At 45.0% G+C, this 19391-nt stretch carries 11 protein-coding genes; 4 read left to right on the forward strand and 7 right to left on the reverse strand.

Annotated elements, in window-relative coordinates; all coding sequences use genetic code 11:
• Window positions 1-5 precede the first annotated feature (5 nt).
• From NNC77_RS09395 to NNC77_RS09425, 7 genes are all read right to left on the reverse strand, one after another.
• Window positions 6-989 (reverse strand): zinc-binding metallopeptidase, encoded by a 984-nt coding sequence (locus NNC77_RS09395; RefSeq protein ID WP_234564881.1) that lies wholly within the window; start codon window positions 987-989, stop codon window positions 6-8.
• Between the two features lie 14 nt (window positions 990-1003).
• Entirely contained in the window at window positions 1004-2593 is a 1590-nt protein-coding gene (locus tag NNC77_RS09400; protein ID WP_254970531.1) for a RagB/SusD family nutrient uptake outer membrane protein, read from the reverse strand.
• Between the two features lie 16 nt (window positions 2594-2609).
• Window positions 2610-5930, reverse strand: coding sequence for a SusC/RagA family TonB-linked outer membrane protein (locus NNC77_RS09405; protein ID WP_254970530.1), 3321 nt, complete (start codon window positions 5928-5930; stop codon window positions 2610-2612).
• A 425-nt stretch (window positions 5931-6355) separates the two neighbouring features.
• Window positions 6356-7816: a sensor histidine kinase gene (locus NNC77_RS09410; protein ID WP_254970529.1), complete on the reverse strand. Its 1461-nt coding sequence runs from the start codon at window positions 7814-7816 to the stop codon at window positions 6356-6358.
• 5 nt (window positions 7817-7821) lie between these two features.
• Window positions 7822-8517 (reverse strand): response regulator, encoded by a 696-nt coding sequence (locus NNC77_RS09415; RefSeq protein ID WP_022121453.1) that lies wholly within the window; start codon window positions 8515-8517, stop codon window positions 7822-7824.
• A 446-nt stretch (window positions 8518-8963) separates the two neighbouring features.
• Window positions 8964-10175, reverse strand: a complete 1212-nt coding sequence (locus NNC77_RS09420; RefSeq protein ID WP_254970528.1) for an NADP-dependent isocitrate dehydrogenase — start codon at window positions 10173-10175, stop codon at window positions 8964-8966.
• 291 nt (window positions 10176-10466) lie between these two features.
• Entirely contained in the window at window positions 10467-11321 is an 855-nt protein-coding gene (locus NNC77_RS09425) for an OmpA/MotB family protein (RefSeq protein ID WP_006848523.1), read from the reverse strand.
• A 441-nt stretch (window positions 11322-11762) separates the two neighbouring features.
• Between NNC77_RS09425 and purL the strand changes: the two genes are divergently transcribed.
• The 4 genes from purL (at window position 11763) to NNC77_RS09445 (ending at window position 19338) form a co-directional block, all read left to right on the forward strand.
• On the forward strand, window positions 11763-15494 hold the full coding sequence (gene purL, locus NNC77_RS09430) for a phosphoribosylformylglycinamidine synthase (protein ID WP_022121456.1): 3732 nt from the start codon (window positions 11763-11765) through the stop codon (window positions 15492-15494).
• Window positions 15495-15513: 19 nt separating this feature from the next.
• A complete protein-coding gene (locus NNC77_RS09435) occupies window positions 15514-16065 on the forward strand; it encodes a chromate transporter (protein WP_022121457.1) in 552 nt (183 codons plus the stop codon).
• Window positions 16066-16121: 56 nt separating this feature from the next.
• Window positions 16122-16694 (forward strand): chromate transporter, encoded by a 573-nt coding sequence (locus NNC77_RS09440; RefSeq protein ID WP_022121458.1) that lies wholly within the window; start codon window positions 16122-16124, stop codon window positions 16692-16694.
• A gap of 202 nt (window positions 16695-16896) precedes the next feature.
• Window positions 16897-19338 (forward strand): alpha-L-arabinofuranosidase C-terminal domain-containing protein, encoded by a 2442-nt coding sequence (locus NNC77_RS09445; protein ID WP_234564052.1) that lies wholly within the window; start codon window positions 16897-16899, stop codon window positions 19336-19338.
• The last annotated feature ends 53 nt before the right edge of the window (window positions 19339-19391 follow it).

Consider the following 19391-nt stretch of genomic DNA (forward strand, 5'->3'; position numbering starts at 1 on the left):
CCGTCTTACTTTAATGTTTCTAAATCCATTGCCTTTACTTCTGCCGTACGACGCAAGATAACTTCACGAAGCTTGGTAATATCCATGCCCCAAGTGTTGGCAAAATATTCCTTGAGAATGTTAAATTTCTGAATAATAGCTTTATAGCCACTTGCATCCTTCACTATAGGATTGCCGTCTGCATCAAGCACATAATCGCCATTTGCATCTGTTTCGTATACAATACCTGCACTCAGTATTTTTTGCCATGCTGCTTCTGAATGGGTTACATATTGGGCAAAAATCTCAGCAAAGTCCTCATTATACTCACCGCTGGCATAACCGGATACAAATCCCATGGATGGAGCTTTTTTATCCTCTACATTCACCCAACCTGAAGTCTGATACTTGCCGGCAGAAACTGTCTGGAACTCAGTAGAATAATTCTTTTTCTGAGTCAGAATATGACAGAACTCATGATTCATTGTATGGAAGAACCAGTAATTCAGATCGTATGTACCTTTTTTCTTGTCAACGAAAGGATTTTCTGGATCTATGATTGGATTATCAACATCGATAATATTTACATTATACAAAGTTACTTTCAAGCCACCCTCAGCAGTACCCATCACAATAGAAGACTGAGAATCATAAGCTGCTGAGCCAACCAACTGCATCACACGAGGAGAATAGGTCTTCATAAACTGATCGCCCATCACTTCCTTATAAGCATCCAGCCAAATATGCTTGACCATAATAGCCAATGCCTTAGACTTATTAAAATCGGCAGGTGCAAGATTATAATTGTTGTCCGTCTCCTTGTCACTATATCGATAGTTAAAGCGGATATTATAGGTATCCACATAGTTGGTCTTGAGCCACTTGTCAAAGTCATTCTGCTCTTCCTTATTCTGCGTATCGAAAATACTCTTAGAATCAAGACTATCGTCTGAGCAGGCAGCAAACAGAGAGACTGACGCTATCAGTATGAATAATTTTATATATTTCATAGTTTACTCATTTTTTATTTGTTAGACTCTTCTCTTGGATTTGCAGGTAATCCTGCCTCAATTACATCATCTGGCAATTGAATCGCACCTCGCAAGTCACCAGCCTTGAATACAATAGGAGACTCTTCGTCAACATCATGGCTGAACTCAATGCCATAGCGCTTGATGTCAAGGAAGCGAAGACCTTGATACAGGGTCTCCAGTCGACGCATCTGTAAGATGAATTGCAAAATATCCTCTTGGGTACCAGCCTCAACCGTGAATCCCTGTGGATGGAATGTCTTACGAATGCTATGTTCCAAATTGGATTTTGGTGTAACAGGTGCATACGGCAAGCTTTCGATAAAAGTCTTGATACTTTCAACTGTCATTGTTGGGCGTTTTGCCGTACCTTTCGCAGTCCCAGTATGCGACACAATCCAAGTATTGATATCTTTCACTGCATTATCATACTCCTTCTTCATGGCATAAGCCTCAGCACGACAAAGAAGGGTTTCATCAGTAGTGAACACAGCATCTACAACATGAAGATATCCAGTTTGAGCCACCTTATCAGCAAATTCAAAATGTTCAAACATCTTTGGGAAGATAAGAATACGGGCATTGCCAAACAACAAGTTTGACTGGTAGAGAGTATTGTCTTCGGATCCCCTTCCCCATGGCATCTTAGCCCAAATCGTTTCATACAGACATACATTTTGATTGTGACAAAAACGCCCTTCATTACCACTGACATTTCTACCAATTCGACTATATGCCGTCATCAACAAGAGGTTTGCATTCTCTGATGAAGAAATATAGCGATTCTCCATATCCTCTGAATTAGACAAAGACATAAAAGGCACATAGTTGCGCAACAAAGAGGCTGGATTTACTCCAAGCACCTTGTCAGCATATTTTATCACTTTGTCATAGTTCATATAGTACAGGTTGAAACGAGCAGCAAAAGCATACGCAGCCTTCTGGTTGAAATGATACTTAGGCTGGGTATAGATATCATCGCTCACATCAGGCAAGGCAGCCTCAATATCTGCATCAATCTGCTCATAAAGTTGCTTCAGTGTACCACGCTTATAATCAGGGTTTACAGTTGTCTCAGGCTTTGTTGGATAAGGAAGTCCCATGCACTTCTCTGCATTATCTGGATTATAAGTCATACAGAAAGTTGTAGCAAGACGATACATGCTATAGGCACGACAGAGCAAAGCCTCAGCTCTCTGCGCCTTTAGCGATGCTGGATTACCCATCTCATCGATGGAAGCCAAAGCCTGGTTGGCTGCTGCAATTGCAGAATAATAACCATTCCACAAACTCTTTGGGCAATCATTGGTTTGAGCTGTAATTGGCTGAAAACGATAAACCTGCTCTATTTCCTGATTGGTACTATACTGCTTTCCATTGTCTGCATAATCATCTGAGCTCCATTCCAATATCAGATTGCTGCTTGCAGTTGGGTAAGCAGACACAAGCAGAGAGGTCACCTTTTCCTCGGTATTTACCTCGGCACGATCATCTGGCAACTTGTCCAGGAAGCTGTCGCATGATGTGACCAATGACAATGCCGCAAAAGCCACCGATGCTATATATAATTTATTCTTTTTCATAATTATCTCTCTTTCTTTAAAGTCCTACTCTTAATGTCAATGTAAACTGACGTGGCATTGGGGTTGCCACACCACCAGTGTTGAAAAACTCAGGATCCTGTCCGTGCAACTTCTTGTCTGAATAAATCAAGAACAAGTTAGTAGCCTGAAGTTTCAAATTAACGCTGTTCAAGCGAAGGGCCTGAATCCACTTGCCTGGGAAATCATAAGCCAAAGAAATCTCCTTCATGCGAATGAAATCACCCTTAGCTACGCGAGCCGTAGAATAGTTATATGCATTATAAAGATAACCAATATAATTGTCATTCTGCTTCATGCGCTGGTCTGCTATGACTGGCACATCCGTATAAGCTTCATCACCGGCTTGAGTCCAACGATTTATAAATTCCTTTGGCATGGCAGTCATGTCTGAGTATGAAGAACTGAAAGCTGGATCAAGACGTACTTTATTTCCTGCAGCGTATGTAATGAACACATTCAGTTTAAAACCCTTATAAGAGAAGGTGTTTCCGAAACTGCCGTTAATGGTTGGGTCTGTTGGACCTTCATACTTCAAGTAATCTGTTGTAGTTGACTGGAAGTAGAGATCGCCACCATAGCTTGTCTCCTCGCCATTCTGATTCACAACGATAGGCAGACCTTTTTTGTTCAATCCCTTGAAATCAATAGAGAACAAAGAGCGAACAGGATAGCCATTCATTGTGAAACCGGTACCTGTAATCATCTGCATGATGTTAGCACGTGAATCCAAGTCGGTTACAGTATTCTTTGAGTGAGAGAAAATGAAGTCGGTACTCCATTTAAAATCCTTGGTTTCAATGTTGCGAGTGGAAATAGTCAACTCCTCACCATGTGAACGCATACTTGCCACATTGGCATATTTATAGATCTCACCACCAACACCCATGGTACGCTTAGGACCAATCAAATCATAATTGTTGCGGCGATACCAATCGAAAGTCACATTAATGCGGTTATTCAAAAAGCCCATATCCAAACCGAGGTTCAACTCATGCTTCTTTTCATAGGTCAAATCATCATTACCCAAGCGATAAATCTCAAGTCCAGTCTCCTTGTCACCGGCAAATGGACGCCAAGGGTTGTAACTCTGTATCACTACCAACGAGTTAGAAACGGAAGCAGGACCTCGATCAGCTGTCAATGAATATGATGCTTTTAATGTAAGATGGGAAAGAACAGGATTTAACTTAGCAAACCAACTCTCCTCATGAGCATTCCATGCTCCAGACACGTTCCAAGTAGGCAACCAACGAGCTGAGCGACTCTTACCCAACTTATTGGAACCCTCATAACGAATGGTACCATTAATTGTGTAGCGACCCTTATAAGAATAGGTGGCAGTACCAAAGAAAGAAGCCTCACGCTGATATGAATTATCCAAACTATAATATTGACCATTCTCCTCCGCCAACTGCTTGAAGAAGTTATAGTTGAAAGCAGGGAGATAACCCATATCATACTGCATGCCAACGCCATTAAAATAAGAACGGCTACGGTCGAGTGAATTGATTTCCAAACCACCGAATAAGTTCACGATATGGTCTTTGTTGTATACATCATTATAGCTAGCTGTGGCACGGAAGTCCCAGCTATTCATCTTATATTTGGTCTCACGATAAAAACCACCCTTTTCCAATACAGAGAATGGCAAAGAGTTTGCCTTGTCTGGATCGGTATACAGCCATGGGTTTGCATCACGCATCGTAGCATCATCCATCGCACGATAGGCCCAAGCCTGATTACTCTGGTCAGTAATGGTAGCGGCATTGGTCGTTGTAGAATACTTGTAAGCGCCCAATACTGCGAGTTCTACTTTAGAGATTGGCTTATATTTCAATTCGCCCTGGAATTTCATGTCAACCACATCCAAACTCAAATAGTTGTTTTCCAATTCACGGAAAATATTGAACGGAGCATAGTTACGCACATAGAGTTCATTAGGATCCATGGTACGAGAAGTGTTCAACGCATAAGAATATGGGTTGATATCAAAATCACGAGACACCTCACCTGTCACATTATTTACAGACTGTGAAGTAGTACCAGGAGCGCGCTGCTTACGATAGGAAGCATTAGCTATGGCATTGAAAGACAATTTCTTCGAAATATTGTAAAGAGCATTTACATTGGCTGTATAACGCTGTACCTTGCTCTGCTTAGACCATCCTGGATCGTTCATCACACTGAAAGATGTATAATACTGAGCCTTATCGGTACCAGTAGACATGCTGACGGAATGATTCTGGGAGATACTATTATTGAAGAGTAAGTCAAACCAGTCGGTATTTTGGTACTCAGCCTTCTGGAGATAGCTATTCATCGCCTCCTCAGTATTAGGCAATCCAAATTTTCCCGTCTTCGAATCATATGTATTCATCAGGTGATACATCTTGCCAAAGACACCACTGTTAGAAGCACGAAAACTCTTTTCAAAAGAGAAATAACCATCGTTGTACATCTCACGATATACACCCATCTGATCCTGAGAATTCATGATATTGAAATTGCGGTAGCTTGGCTTCAAACGCATGGTGAATTCACCAGTATAGTTGATACGGTTTGTACCAGCTTTACCTTTCTTGGTTGTAACAACGATGACACCAGCCATGGCACGTGCACCATAAATAGAGGTAGCAGAACCATCCTTCAAAATCTGGAAACTTTCAATATCATCAGCATTCAGACCTGCTATGGCTGAAGATATAAGGGTCTCTGCGTTACCAGAAGACAAATCATCAGCATCAACCTCAGTTACGTCCTCCATGATAACACCATCTACCACCCAAAGAGGTTTTGAGCTACCATAAATAGAAGTAGCGCCACGCACACGAATCTTTGGAGCTGTACCGAAAGTACCTGAGACGTTCTGCACAGACACACCGGCCGCTTTACCTTCCAAGGCACGACTGATGTCTGCGACACCATCCAACTTTGTCTTGTCGCCAGAAATTTTTGTAGTAGCACCAGTAAACAAACGCTTATCCATCTTCTGCATACCCGTTACAACCACCTCGCCCAAACTCTTGCTATCTGCCTTCAGGCGGATAGTCATCTTGGCGGCTGGAGTCAAGGTCTGGCTCTGCATACCGATGTAGCTAACTACAAGTTTTTTACCAGCAGGTACCTCCAAAGAGAAGTGACCGTCAATATCGGTGACGGTACCTGTACGTGCCGCTCCGGCGACTACGACAGATGCACCGATGACAGGTTCACCATCTTCCTGAGAAACTACGGTACCTGTTACTTTCGTTTGAGCCAATACCCCCCCCACAAAAAGGAAGAGATTGACTAACAAGAAAAGCAATCTTTTTTCCATAAAATCTTCTCTAAATAATTAAACAACTCTTATATAACTTTATATATTTATTTTTTCTCTTCTTACATTTTTTAAGCCTCTCTCGTTGCTTTACGGGTGCAAAGGTAAGAAAAAGTATTGGATTAATGCAAACCTTATCGATATTTTTATAGAAAAAAGTTAGTTTTTCTTGATTTTCGTCAACATTTAGAAATATTGTCTACACTTTTAATAGAAAAAAGTCAGAAACAATAGATTTAAGCAAAGTTTACGAAAAGAAAACAAAAATGTTCTAAAATACAAAAAAGGCAAGGTTTCTGTAAAACCCCATTCAGAAGTTTCTCAGAAGTCTTGCCTTTCTTTACCTATATTTATTACTTAAGTACCTTTATCAGCCACTTGATTATTGATATTTTCCGCTTAGATATTTTATTCAAAAAACATTTTTATTTCTTAAGCGTAAATTCAAATTTCAAGCCGCCTTCCTGCTGATTGCTCACACGGATGGTTCCGCCATGCAGGAGAACGGCATTCTTGACGATGGCAAGACCCAAACCGGTGCCACCCATCTTGCGGCTGCGTCCCTTATCTACCCGATAGAAACGCTCAAAAAGACGGGAGAGATGCTCGGCAGGAACTCCCTGACCATTATCACAGAAGATGAAATGCCACTTATTGCCCTGCTCCTTGGCACTCAACGTTATCTTACGTCCTTCGCCGGCATAAGCTATGGCATTGTCGGTAAGATTGCGGAACACACTGTAGAGCAGACTGCGGTTGCCCTTCACAATAATATGCTGGTCGGGAAGAAGATTCTCAAAAGTCATCTTGTGCGACTCTCTTTCCAGCGCCGTCTCATGGGCTATTTCACTCACCATCTGCGTAATGTCTACCGCCTCGAAATCTATCATATCCGAACCGTCATCCAACCGGTTCAGGGTAGAGATGTCGCGGAGCAGAGAGGTGAGGCGTTCGCTCTGGGCATAACAGCGCTGCAGAAACTGCGACTTCATCTCTTCGTTGATATGCGGATTGTCGAGTATCGTTTCCAGATAACCCTGAATACTTGCTACAGGAGTCTTCAGCTCGTGAGCGATATTCTGGGTAAGCTGCCGCTTCAGTACATCCTGTTCACGTCGGGTGGTCTGTATGCGCTTATACATCTTGATGATGCGCTCAGCAATCTCGCCCAACTCATCGTTAGGGAACTTGGCGAGATCTTCCACCTCCAGACTCTCGTTGTGGTCTGCCTTATAAGCAAAGATGCTCAGTTTGGAAACATTCTTTGCCAGACGGTCCGTAAAACGGTAGAGCACGATGGTAAGCAGAATGACGGCAACAATGGCAAACCAGATGAAATGCTGGTCGGCCTGCAGCGATTTTGCCAAATCATTATTGTAAGGTAGTGCCGTACGGATGATGAGCTTGCTTTCCGGAAAATAAGAAGCCACATAGAAATAATCGTGCTTCAGGGTTTTAGACTGTCGCTCCACGCTTGAGCCTACCCTGTTTTTCAAGGCCTCTGCTATTTCCTCACGCTTGGCATGGTTGGCAAAATGATCATAGTCGGAACTCATGTTGTCATAAATCACCTTACCGTTAGGGCGCACCAGCGTAACACGAAGATCCTTGCTTTCATGTTCTCGGACAAAAGCCTGCAACTTCTCATGAGCCACAGTCACTTTCTTATTGTGAAGGCTATCCTGCAGAATAATTCCTTCACCAGGAGAGAGCGCCAGATCTTCTGCCAGCAGTTCATTATAATTTTCCAGCTTGATAGTAAGCGTACCTATTTTATACTGTTTCTCTCGTGCCTGCTGGAACACGATAAAACTGACGGCGAACACAAGGAACACCGCCAGTACACTGAAGTACAACTTCCTACCTACACTATTTAACTTAAACATTTTAATTACGCATCAAAATAATAACCGAACCCCAGACGGGTAACGATGCACTTGGCAAACTTACCAATCTTCTTTCTCATACGGGTGATATTGACATCCACCGTGCGGTCGAGTACCATCACATCCTTAGGCCATACCCGGTCGATAAGTTCCTGACGGGAGAACACCTTGCCACGCTCTTCGAGGAAAAGACGCAGGAGTTCGAACTCGGTCTTGGTGAAAGGGATAGCCTCACCATCGATGCTCACCGTCTTCTTGTCCAGATTCAGCTGCAGTCCCTGATAGTTGATGATCTTCGATTCATCAGCATCGCCAGCCTGTTCAGCCGTACGGCGCAAGACGGCACGCACTCTGACCATCACCTCTCGTATAGAGAAAGGTTTCGAGATATAATCATCGGCACCGATATTGAATCCAGTAACCGTATCGTTTTCCGTATCTCGGGCTGTAAGGAAGATAATCGGAACATTGGCTGTCATCGGATTGTCCTTCAACTGCTTAGCCAGCTGGAAACCGCTCATTCCTCCCATCATGACGTCCAACAGCAGCAGGTCGAACGAAGCAATGTCCATCTCCAAAGCCTCTTCTGCAGAATTGGCAGTCTCTACCTCATATCCTTCTGTTTCGAGATTGAATTTCAGAATCTCACACAAGTCTTGCTCATCATCAACAACAAGTATTCTTTTCATATTCTCTTCCATATTTCATGTTATTTAAAATATCGCTGCAAAATTACGACTTTTCTTTCGTAATAAGCGTTACATTCGGTTACAATTTCGTGACATTTAGTTCTTTAGAGAAAAAAAACATAAAAAAACGGGTATTTTGTTACACATTTTAACTTAGTGTTCCAAATTCGCTACATGTTTCTTTGCTAGTTAGAAACAGAAATGCTACTTTTGCACCCGATATAACTATAAGTGAGCATATAACACAACTGAAAGAGTATGAAAGATAAAGTATAAGGTATACGGCAGAGCCACTATAGATACGGGTATGCTTTACCATATCTGTCAGTTGCTGAACATTGATTTGTTTAAGGTTTATTCAGACGCTTTGCGCAAACGCAAGAAAAAGAATCAAGATTTAAACTAAAAATAACTAAAACAATAAGACCTGAGGTTAATCACCCCAGGTCTTATTGTTTTTATGCCAATCGCTTTTCCAGACGCTCGCGGATGGCAGCGATAAAGCCGGCAGAGTTTACAGCCTTAGCCTCAACACCTTCCATCAGGTTTACGAGATCCTTGGTAGCGATACCGTCGTTCAATGTATCGAAACATGCAGCCTCCAGTTGGTCGCCAAAGTTCTGAAGTTCCTTGATGCCATCCAGTTCGCCACGCTTTCTCAACGCACCGCTCCATGCAAAGATGGTAGCCATAGGGTTGGTAGATGTATCTTCACCCTTCAGGTAGCGATAGTAGTGACGGGTCACGGTACCGTGAGCTGCCTCATACTCATACTTGCCGTCAGGAGAAACCAATACGGAAGTCATCATCGCCAGAGAACCGAAGGCTGTACTGAGCATATCACTCATCACATCACCGTCATAGTTCTTGCAAGCCCAGATAAAGCCGCCCTTGCTGCGGATAACACGGGCTACGGCATCATCAATCAATGTATAGAAATACTCGATACCGAGTTCTGCAAACTTCTCTTTATAGTCGCTCTCATATACTTCCTCAAAGATTTTACGGAACTGGGCATCATAAGTTTTAGAGATGGTATCCTTGGTAGCAAACCAGAGATCCTGCTTGGTATCAATGGCAAACTTGAAGCAGCTGTGAGCAAAGCTGCGGATACTCTTATCAGTATTGTGCATGCCCTGGATAACGCCAGAGCCATCGAAAGAATGAATCTCAATCTCCTGCTTCTTGCCGCTCTTACCCTCGAACACGAGTTTGGCTGTACCTGGCTCATCAGCACGAAGTTCCACGCTCTTGTATACATCGCCGTAAGCATGACGGGCGATGGTAATAGGCTTCTCCCAGTTCTTTACACAAGGGTGGATACTTGGGATGGTGATAGGAGCACGGAATACGGTACCGTCCATGATGCTACGGATAGTTCCATTAGGGCTCTTCCACATTTTGTGGAGTTTATACTCGTCCATACGCTGTGCATTAGGAGTGATAGTAGCACACTTCACAGCCACGCCATATTTCTTAGCCGCCTCAGCAGAGTCGATGGTTACCTGGTCATTGGTCTGGTCGCGATAAGGCAGACCGAGATCATAATACTCAGACTTCAAATCAACGAAAGGAAGAATGAGTTCATCCTTAATCATCTTCCAGAGAATTCTTGTCATCTCATCACCGTCCATCTCTACCAATGGAGTTGTCATCTTAATCTTTTCCATAACACAATATAATGTATAATTAATAATTTACAATGTATAATGATCAGGGTAGCCAAGTGGCCCCTTGATATTTTGCCTGCAAAATTAATAAAAATAATCAAGAAAAGAAAGGAAATTAAGAATAATTCTAGCAAAATGATAACAAAAAGCACTTTTTTACGTACTTAAAACATAAAACCTGTATATTTATACCTAAAAAGGCACCAATGAGCCCGAAAACTCATTGATGCCTCTACTTATTTACCTTTTTACTTTTTTACCCTTTTACCTTTTTACCTTTAAATAGCCTTTTTACTTCTCCTCTGGAGCCTTGTCAATCAAGTCCATGAACTGGTCGAGCTTAGGAGTGATGATAATCTGAGTGCGGCGGTTGCGCTGCTTGCCTACCTCTGTATCGTTAGTTGTTACAGGGTTGTACTCACCACGGCCACCAGCTGTAAGACGCTTAGGATTTACACCGAAGTGATCCTGCAAGTACTGAACAACAGAAGCTGCACGGAGAGCAGAGAGGTCCCAGTTGTTGCGGATATTCTTCATCTTAGCACTTGTAGTGCTTACTGGTACGTTATCGGTATTACCCTCTACGAGCACATCGTAATCCTTGTAGTCTGTGATGATCTTAGCAATCTTGCTCAATGTTTCCTGAGCACGGCTGTTCACCTCATAGCTACCACTCTGATAGAGCATATTGTCAGCCAGAGAAATGTAAACTACACCCTTCAGAACCTGAACATCAACCTCCTTCATCTCTTCCTTGCTCAAAGAGCGGGTCAGGTTGTTGGTAAGAACCATGTTGAGCGAATCGCTCTTGCTCTTTACCTCAACCAGGTGACGGATATACTGGTTACTCTCGTTAATCTGGTCAACGAGTTTCTCAATGCTCACGTTGTTCTGGCTTGCATTGTTCAAACTCTTGTCAAGTGAGTTCTGCAACTTAGCGTAATCGCTCTTTGCAGTAGCGAGCTGCTCCTGAGCTGCCGCCAAACTAGCCTCTGTAGCTGCCAGTTTTTCCTTGGTAGCCTGATAGTTGCTTGACAATTCCTTATTCTCATTCTGGCAATTCTGAAGATCCTTCTTACTTGCACAGCTTGTAGCCATCAGAGCTACAGCCATCATTGCCATTACCATTAACTTTGTCTGTTTCATATTCTTTCTAATTTAAATTTTCTTGTTATTATTAATTGATTATAGTATATTTTGCGTCGCTTTCTACCTCCTATTATATTAGAGTTCTCCCGGCTTTTATCCGTTATCCGGAAGCTTCTACATTTTAGGGCATTATAGAAACTGATTCACTTCTTTCACTTGCAAAGTTACAGATAAGACTCGAATAAACAATATTTGTCAAATGCATTTAGACATTTTTAACCTCTAAATCTTTATTTATCACCTTTTTAACCAAAAAAGGCAACAGAAAGCACTTTTCTTATAGCTAAACCGTCAAATGTAGCCTCTTAAGGTAAGAATAGCCCAAATCTCAACAAAAAAAACATAAAAAACAGTGTTTTATTTTGTAGTGTCTTGAAATTGCACTATCTTTGCACTCGAAAAGAAATAAATACATTAATAATATAAAAGAAAGCAAGTATGATTCTTTTTTTTAGAACTCCATCTAAGAGTGTGATTGCGACCGAGATTGACCACAAACCATCTCAGGACGAAATCAATGAACTTTGTTGGCTTTATGGTGACGCGACTTTAGAGGACGCCCAGCAGTTGCAGGGCTTCTATGTCGGCCCACGCCGTGAAATGATTACTCCTTGGAGTACGAATGCCGTTGAGATTACTCAGAACATGAGTCTTAACGGCATTTCGCGTATCGAGGAGTACTTCCCTGTAGATAGCGAAGACGCTGAGCACGACCCTATGCTCCAGCGTATGTACAACGGTATCGGACAGGATGTGTTCACCGTGAATCACCAGCCAGAACCTATCAAGTACGTCGATGACCTCGAGAAGTATAACGAGGAAGAGGGTCTTGCCCTCAGCGAGGACGAAATGGCTTATCTCCACAAGCTGGAGAAAGAGAACGGACGCCCTCTCACCGACAGCGAAATCTTCGGTTTCGCACAGATCAACTCAGAGCACTGCCGCCACAAGATTTTCGGCGGCCAGTTTATCATCGACGGTAAGGAGATGGAGTCTTCTCTCTTCAACATGATCAAGAAGACCACCAACGAGAATCCTAACAAGATTCTCTCTGCTTACAAGGACAACGTGGCTTTCTCTCAGGGTCCTGTTATCGAGCAGTTTGCTCCAGCCGATCAGACTACCAGCGATTTCTTCCAGGTGAAGGATATCGAGAGTGTTATCTCTCTGAAGGCTGAGACCCACAACTTCCCTACTACCGTAGAGCCTTTCAATGGTGCTGCTACCGGTACGGGTGGTGAAATCCGCGACCGTATGGGTGGTGGTGTAGGTTCATGGCCTATCGCAGGTACTGCCTGCTACATGACTGCTTATCCTCGCCTGAAGGATGACAACGGCAAGAGCGATGTTGAGCGCGACTGGGAAGACATCATGCCAGTACGTAAGTGGCTCTATCAGACTCCTGAGCAGATTCTGATCAAGGCTTCCAACGGTGCATCAGACTTCGGTAACAAGTTCGGTCAGCCTCTCATCACCGGTTCTGTGCTTACATTCGAGCACGAGGAGAACGGCGAGAAGTATGCTTATGATAAGGTTATCATGCTTGCTGGTGGTGTAGGCTACGGCAAGAAGCGTGACTATAAGAAGGGTGAGCCACAGAAGGGCAACAAGGTTGTCGTAGTAGGTGGTGATAACTATCGCATCGGTCTCGGTGGTGGTTCTGTTTCTTCTGTAGATACAGGCCGTTACAGCAATGGTATCGAGTTGAACGCTGTTCAGCGTGCCAACCCTGAGATGCAGAAGCGTGCCTACAACCTGGTTCGTGCACTCGTTGAGAACGATGAGAACCCAGTAGTCAGCATCCACGACCACGGTTCAGCCGGTCACTTGAACTGTCTCTCTGAGTTGGTAGAAGAGTGCGGTGGCGAAATCGACATGTCTAAGTTGCCTATCGGTGACAAGACTTTGAGCGCCAAGGAAATCATCGCCAACGAGAGCCAGGAGCGCATGGGCTTGCTCATCGACGAGAAGTATATCAGCGAGGTTCAGAAGATTGCCGACCGTGAGCGTGCTCCAATGTACGTGGTTGGTGAGACTACAGGCGATGCTCACTTCAGCTTCAAGCAGGCTGATGGTGTGAAGCCATTCGACCTCGATGTAGCTCAGATGTTCGGTCATACTCCTAAGACTGTAATGGTAGATGAGACCGTAGAGCGTAAATATGAAGATGTAACTTATTCTGCAGATAACCTCGACGAGTACTTGCAGCGTGTTCTCCAGATGGAGGCTGTGGCTTGTAAGGACTGGTTGACCAACAAGGTAGACCGTTCCGTAACAGGTAAGATTGCCCGTCAGCAGGGTCAGGGTCAGATTCAGTTGCCACTCTCAGACTGTGGTGTCGTAGCACTCGACTACCGTGGCGAGAAGGGTATCGTAACAGCAATGGGTCATGCTCCTCAGGCTGGTCTTGCCGATCCTAAGGCAGGTTCTGTACTCTCTGTAGCAGAGTCATTGACTAATATCGTATGGGCTCCATTGGCAGATGGCATGGACAGCATCAGCCTCTCAGCCAACTGGATGTGGCCTTGCCGCAGTCAGAAGGGTGAGGATGCCCGTCTGTACGAGGGTGTGAAGGCATTGTCAGACTTCTGCTGCGCCATCCACGTAAACGTACCAACAGGTAAGGACTCTCTCTCTTTGACCCAGCAGTATCCTAACGGCGAGAAGATCATCGCTCCGGGTACTGTTATCGTCAGTGCTGGTGGTGAGGTTTCAGATGTCAAGAAGGTAGTTAGCCCAGTTCTCGTTAACGACAAGAACTCTAGCCTCTACCATATCGACTTCAGTTTCGACGAGCAGCGTCTCGGTGGTTCTGCTTTCGCTCAGAGCCTGGGCAAGGTGGGCAGCGATGTTCCTACCGTCAAGAACCCAGAGTACTTCGTTGACTGCTTCAACGCCGTACAGGAACTCATCAACCGTGGTTGGGTAATGGCTGGTCACGATATCAGCGCCGGTGGTTTGATTACAACTCTCCTCGAAATGACATTCGCCAACGTAGAGGGCGGTATGAAGATCAACCTCCACGACATCGCAGATGCCGACATCATCAAGACTCTCTTCGCAGAGAACCCAGGTGTTGTCATCCAGGTAAGCGATGCTCACAAGGACGAGTTGAAAGCATTCTTCGATGAGAACGGTATCGGTTATGCCAAGATTGGTTATCCAGCTCCTGAGCTCCGCAAGATTATCATCAAGAAGGAAGGCTTCGAGCACGAGTTCGATATCGATGCTTTGCGTGACGACTGGTATAAGACATCTTACCTCCTCGACCGCAAGCAGAGCATGAATGGTATGGCTAAGAAGCGTTACACCAATTATAAGAAGCAGCCTATCGAGATGAACTTCGGTTATGGCTTCAAGGGAACCCTCGCTAGCTACAGCCTCGACGCTAACCGTCGCAAGCCATCTGGCATCAAGGCAGCTATCATCCGTGAGAAGGGTACCAATGGTGAGCGTGAGATGGCATACTCTATGTATCTCGCCGGCTTCGATGTAAAGGATGTGATGATGACCGACTTGATTTCTGGTCGTGAGACTCTGGAGGATGTGAACTTCATCGTATTCTGCGGTGGTTTCTCTAACTCCGATGTTCTCGGTTCTGCCAAGGGTTGGGCTGGTGCATTCCTCTACAATCCTAAGGCTAAGGAGGCACTTGATAAGTTCTATGCCCGTGAGGACACCCTTTCACTCGGTATCTGCAACGGTTGCCAGCTGATGGTTGAGTTGAACCTCATCAATCCTGAGCACAAGCATCGTTCACACCTCTGCCACAACACATCCAAGAAGTTCGAGAGCACATTCCTCGGTTTGACCATTCCTCAGAACGACAGTGTGATGTTCGGTAGCCTGAGCGGTGATAAGCTCGGTATCTGGGTAGCTCACGGCGAGGGCCGTTTCTACTTGCCAGAGCCAGAGGATCACTACAACATCATTGCGAAGTACAACTACGCTGAGTATCCAGGTAATCCTAACGGCAGTGACTACAATGTAGCAGGTATCTGCTCTGCAGATGGCCGCCACTTGGCTATGATGCCACACTTGGAGCGTGCCATCTTCCCATGGCAGAACGCCTGGTATCCAGCCGATCGCCGCAACGACGAGGTTACTCCTTGGATTGAGGCATTTGTCAATGCACGTCAGTGGATTGAAGAAAGAGCTTTGAAAAAGTAAAAAAATAAAAAGGTAAAAAATGAATAATAGCGTAAGTTATCTTACATTATTCAAAACATTTTTGAAGATTGGCATAGTCACCTTTGGGGGTGGCTATGCCATGATTCCTATTATAGAATCCGAAGTCGTCGACAAGCATCATTGGATGACGAAGGAGGAATTCTTGGATGCCATTGCTACTACCCAGGTTTGTCCGGGCGCCTTGGCCATCAACATGAGTTCCCTGCTCGGATATAAGTTGGCAAAGACACCGGGAGCCATCGTCTGCACCCTCGGCGCTTCGTTGCCATCGTTCCTTATTATCTTAGCGATAGCCATGTTTTTCCATCAGTTTGAAGACAACAAGGTTGTTGCTGCCATGTTTGCAGGCATCCGTCCTGCCGTCGTGGCATTGATAGCCGTACCTACATTCTCGCTTGCCAAGAGTGCCGGTATTTCGCTTGTCAACTGCTGGATTCCTATTCTATCCGCCCTTCTGATCTGGCTTTTGGGCGTCAACCCAATCTGGGTGATTATCGCAGCTGCCGTAGGTGGCTACATCTATGGACAGTTTATCCAGCCAACGGAATAAAGGTAAAAGGGTAAAAAAGTAAAAAGGTAAAAAAGTAAATCGCTTAAAACATAATGATGATATTTTTTCAGCTTTTCATCGTATTCATTCAGATAGGCATCTTCGGATTCGGAGGTGGCTACTCTATGATATCCCTCATCCAGGGACAGGTTGTTACGCAGTATCATTGGATGACGATGCAAGAGTTTACCGATGTGGTTGCCATCTCTCAGATGACACCGGGACCTATCGGTATCAACACCGCTACCTATTGTGGCTATACAGCTGTCCATAATGCCGGTATGAGTGGCATGATGGCTGTACTCGGAAGTGCCATGGCGACCTTTGCGCTGGTTCTCCCATCCTTGGTTTTGATGATTCTTATCAGCAAGATGCTGTACAAGTATATGAACACCACAGCCGTCCAGAGCATCTTCATCGGTCTTCGCCCAGCCATTGTCGGCTTGGTAGGAGCCGCAGCCCTGCTTCTGATGAATGGCGAGAACTTCTCTACGCCAGCCAATCCCTGGCATTTCTACATCTCCATCGCCCTCTTCTTTGCCACCTTTATCGGCGTGAAGGTGATGAAGATCAATCCTATCCGCATGATACTCTACTCGGCTTTTGCCGGACTGGTATTACTATATTAAAACCGATTTTATTTACCAATAATAAACAAAAGGTGGATTTTCTGATGAAAATCCACCTTTTACACTATAATTCGCTTTTTGTCCACCTCTTCTTTGTGTTTTTTGTGTACTTTTGCAACTGTGTATTAATAGCGGCATGAATTCAGGCTTAGCTTGGTTTCATGCCAACCAACAAGTAAACAAACAAACCTAAGAATAAGAAATGAATAAGAAAAGACAGATTTTACTTTCAGCAGTGTTGGCCTCTGCTTTGGCAGCCAACGCACAGGTTACCATCAATGTAGATGCCTCTAACCCAGGTATCAAGGTATCTCCTAACCTCTATGGTATCTTCTTCGAGGATATCAACCATGCTGCAGATGGCGGTCTCTATGCCGAACTCATCAGCAACCGTTCTTTCGAAGACGATGACAAGAATATTCCTACCTGGAAAACTGCCGCTCAGGAAGGTGCAAAGATCAATGCACAACTCACCAATAAGGGTTTGCTCAACAATGCACAGGGCAAGGCACTCCAATTGACTATCGCAGCTAAGCCTGCAGCTACAGCCTCTCTCATCAATGAGGGTTTCTGGGGAATCAACGCCGTGCAGGGCAGAACCTATAAACTCTCTTTCTGGGCGAAAGGCAGCTACAAAGGCGGATTGAAGGCTCGCCTCACCAACGCTAAGGGCGACAAGGTTTACGCAGAAACCACCCTCAATGCCAAGGTTGGCAAGAAGTGGACCAAATATACGGCTGAATTGACAGCCAACGGAAACGACGCCAAGGCTCAGTTCGAACTCGTAGCCAACGGAAAGGGTACCATCGTTCTCGATGTGGTAAGCCTCTTCCCTCCTACTTTCAAGAATCGCGAGAATGGCTTGCGCCCTGATTTGGCTCAGCTTCTCTATAACATCCATCCTAAGTTCGTCCGCTTCCCTGGCGGTTGCTACGTAGAGGGACAGGAGTCTCCTGAGAATGCATTCCACTGGGAGAAGACTATCGGTCCTATCGAGGAACGTCCGGGCCATAAGAACGTAAACTGGCGCTACCGTACCAGCGATGGTATGGGATTCGACGAGTATCTTCAGCTTGCCGAGGATCTGAACGCCAAGCCTCTCTATGTTGTAAACGTAGGTTTGTGGCACGGCGGTATGACTCCTGTAGACAGCATCCAGCCTTGGATTGATGAGTGCATGAATGCCCTGGAGTATGCCAACGGTCCTGTTACCTCTAAATATGGTGCGCTCCGAGCTAAGAACGGTCATCCGGAACCATACAATATCGAGTATCTGGAAATTGGTAATGAGAACAACCAGCCGGATCCTGCGGCTCAGAGCGACCATTACTACGAGCGCTTCAAGAAGTTCAAGGATGCTGTATTGGCGAAATATCCTAAGATGCACCTCATTGGTAACGTGGTGGCTTGGGGCGATGACAATCCTAAGTGGGAAAGCAACGAAAGCGTAGAACTCCTCGACGAGCACTACTACAGAAATCCTGCCTGGTTTGCCGAGAACTTCAACAAGTATGATAACTACGACCGTAAGGGCAGCGAGATTTATGTAGGTGAATATGCCGTAACCCAGGGCTTCGGTAATATGGGTTCACTCGATGCAGCACTCGGTGAGGCTGTCTATATGATGGGCATCGAGAACAACTCTGACATCGTGACCATGGCATCCTACGCTCCTATCTTCGCCAACCTCAACAACCGTATGTGGGCACCGGATATGATTCAGTATACATCAGACAAGGTATTCGGAACTCCATCTTACTACGTTCAGAACGTGATGGCAAACAACATCGGTACCCGTGTACTGAAGGTGAACCAGGAGAATCCATACAAATATGAGCAGACTCAGGTGAAGCCAGCTATCTGCCGTGTAGGTATGGGAACATGGGGCACTCAGGTTTCTTTCGAGGACAAGGGCTACAGCGATGAGAACGGAAAGGCGCTGCCGATGACCTTGCAGGAGTTGCCTACCGATATCCGTGGACAGTGGAAGACTGAGGGTAGCCTCATCAAGCAGACCAGCAACGAGGAAAGCTGCATCCGTCTGAACCCAGGCGAGATTACCAGCAACGGCTATATATATAAGGTACGCGCGAAGAAGGATGCCGGAAACGAAGGTTTCCTCATCATCTTCAACTACGTGGATAAGAACAACTACTGCTGGTTGAACCTCGGTGGATGGAACAACACCCAGCACGGAGTGGAGTCTATCGTGAATGGTGCCAAGAGTCAGATAGCTACTACCCCAGGCAGCATCGAGACCGGCAAGTGGTATGACATCGAGCTGAAAGTAGTAGGCGACAGCATCTTCGCCAAGTTGGATGGCAAGGAAATATTCTCTACCAAGTTGAAGGCAAACACCCTTCCTGGCATTTTCTCTACAGCAACACTTGATGAACAGACGGGCGAGGTAATCCTGAAGATTGCCAACACCAGCACCGAGCACACCACAGCGAAGATTAATCTTCAGGGCAAGGAAATCAAGAATGGCAAGCTCATCCGTCTTTCTGCCAAGAATGGTCTAGAGGAGAACACCATCGACAATCCTACCAATATCTATCCTGTAGAAAACTACGTAACTACAGAGAAGAACGGTGCAACGGTAGAGATTCCAGCCAGCTCGCTGAATATCATCCGTTTGAAATAACAGACTACATCCAGGGCAGGATGCCCTGGGATCCATATATAGGTAATAACATT

Source organism: Segatella copri, assembly GCF_024330485.1.
In the GTDB taxonomy this organism is placed as follows: domain Bacteria; phylum Bacteroidota; class Bacteroidia; order Bacteroidales; family Bacteroidaceae; genus Prevotella; species Prevotella copri_L.

Excerpts from the sequence above, each read along its gene's own strand:
- NNC77_RS09400 (WP_254970531.1), bottom strand. The coding sequence starts at position 2,593 with ATGAAAAAGAATAAATTATATATAGCATCGGTGGCTTTTGCGGCATTG.
- NNC77_RS09445 (WP_234564052.1), top strand. The coding sequence starts at position 16,897 with ATGAATAAGAAAAGACAGATTTTACTTTCAGCAGTGTTGGCCTCTGCT.
- NNC77_RS09435 (WP_022121457.1), top strand. The coding sequence starts at position 15,514 with ATGAATAATAGCGTAAGTTATCTTACATTATTCAAAACATTTTTGAAG.
- NNC77_RS09440 (WP_022121458.1), top strand. The coding sequence starts at position 16,122 with ATGATATTTTTTCAGCTTTTCATCGTATTCATTCAGATAGGCATCTTC.
- NNC77_RS09415 (WP_022121453.1), bottom strand. The coding sequence starts at position 8,517 with ATGGAAGAGAATATGAAAAGAATACTTGTTGTTGATGATGAGCAAGAC.
- purL (WP_022121456.1), top strand. The coding sequence starts at position 11,763 with ATGATTCTTTTTTTTAGAACTCCATCTAAGAGTGTGATTGCGACCGAG.
- NNC77_RS09420 (WP_254970528.1), bottom strand. The coding sequence starts at position 10,175 with ATGGAAAAGATTAAGATGACAACTCCATTGGTAGAGATGGACGGTGAT.
- NNC77_RS09410 (WP_254970529.1), bottom strand. The coding sequence starts at position 7,816 with ATGTTTAAGTTAAATAGTGTAGGTAGGAAGTTGTACTTCAGTGTACTG.
- NNC77_RS09405 (WP_254970530.1), bottom strand. The coding sequence starts at position 5,930 with ATGGAAAAAAGATTGCTTTTCTTGTTAGTCAATCTCTTCCTTTTTGTG.
- NNC77_RS09395 (WP_234564881.1), bottom strand. The coding sequence starts at position 989 with ATGAAATATATAAAATTATTCATACTGATAGCGTCAGTCTCTCTGTTT.
- NNC77_RS09425 (WP_006848523.1), bottom strand. The coding sequence starts at position 11,321 with ATGAAACAGACAAAGTTAATGGTAATGGCAATGATGGCTGTAGCTCTG.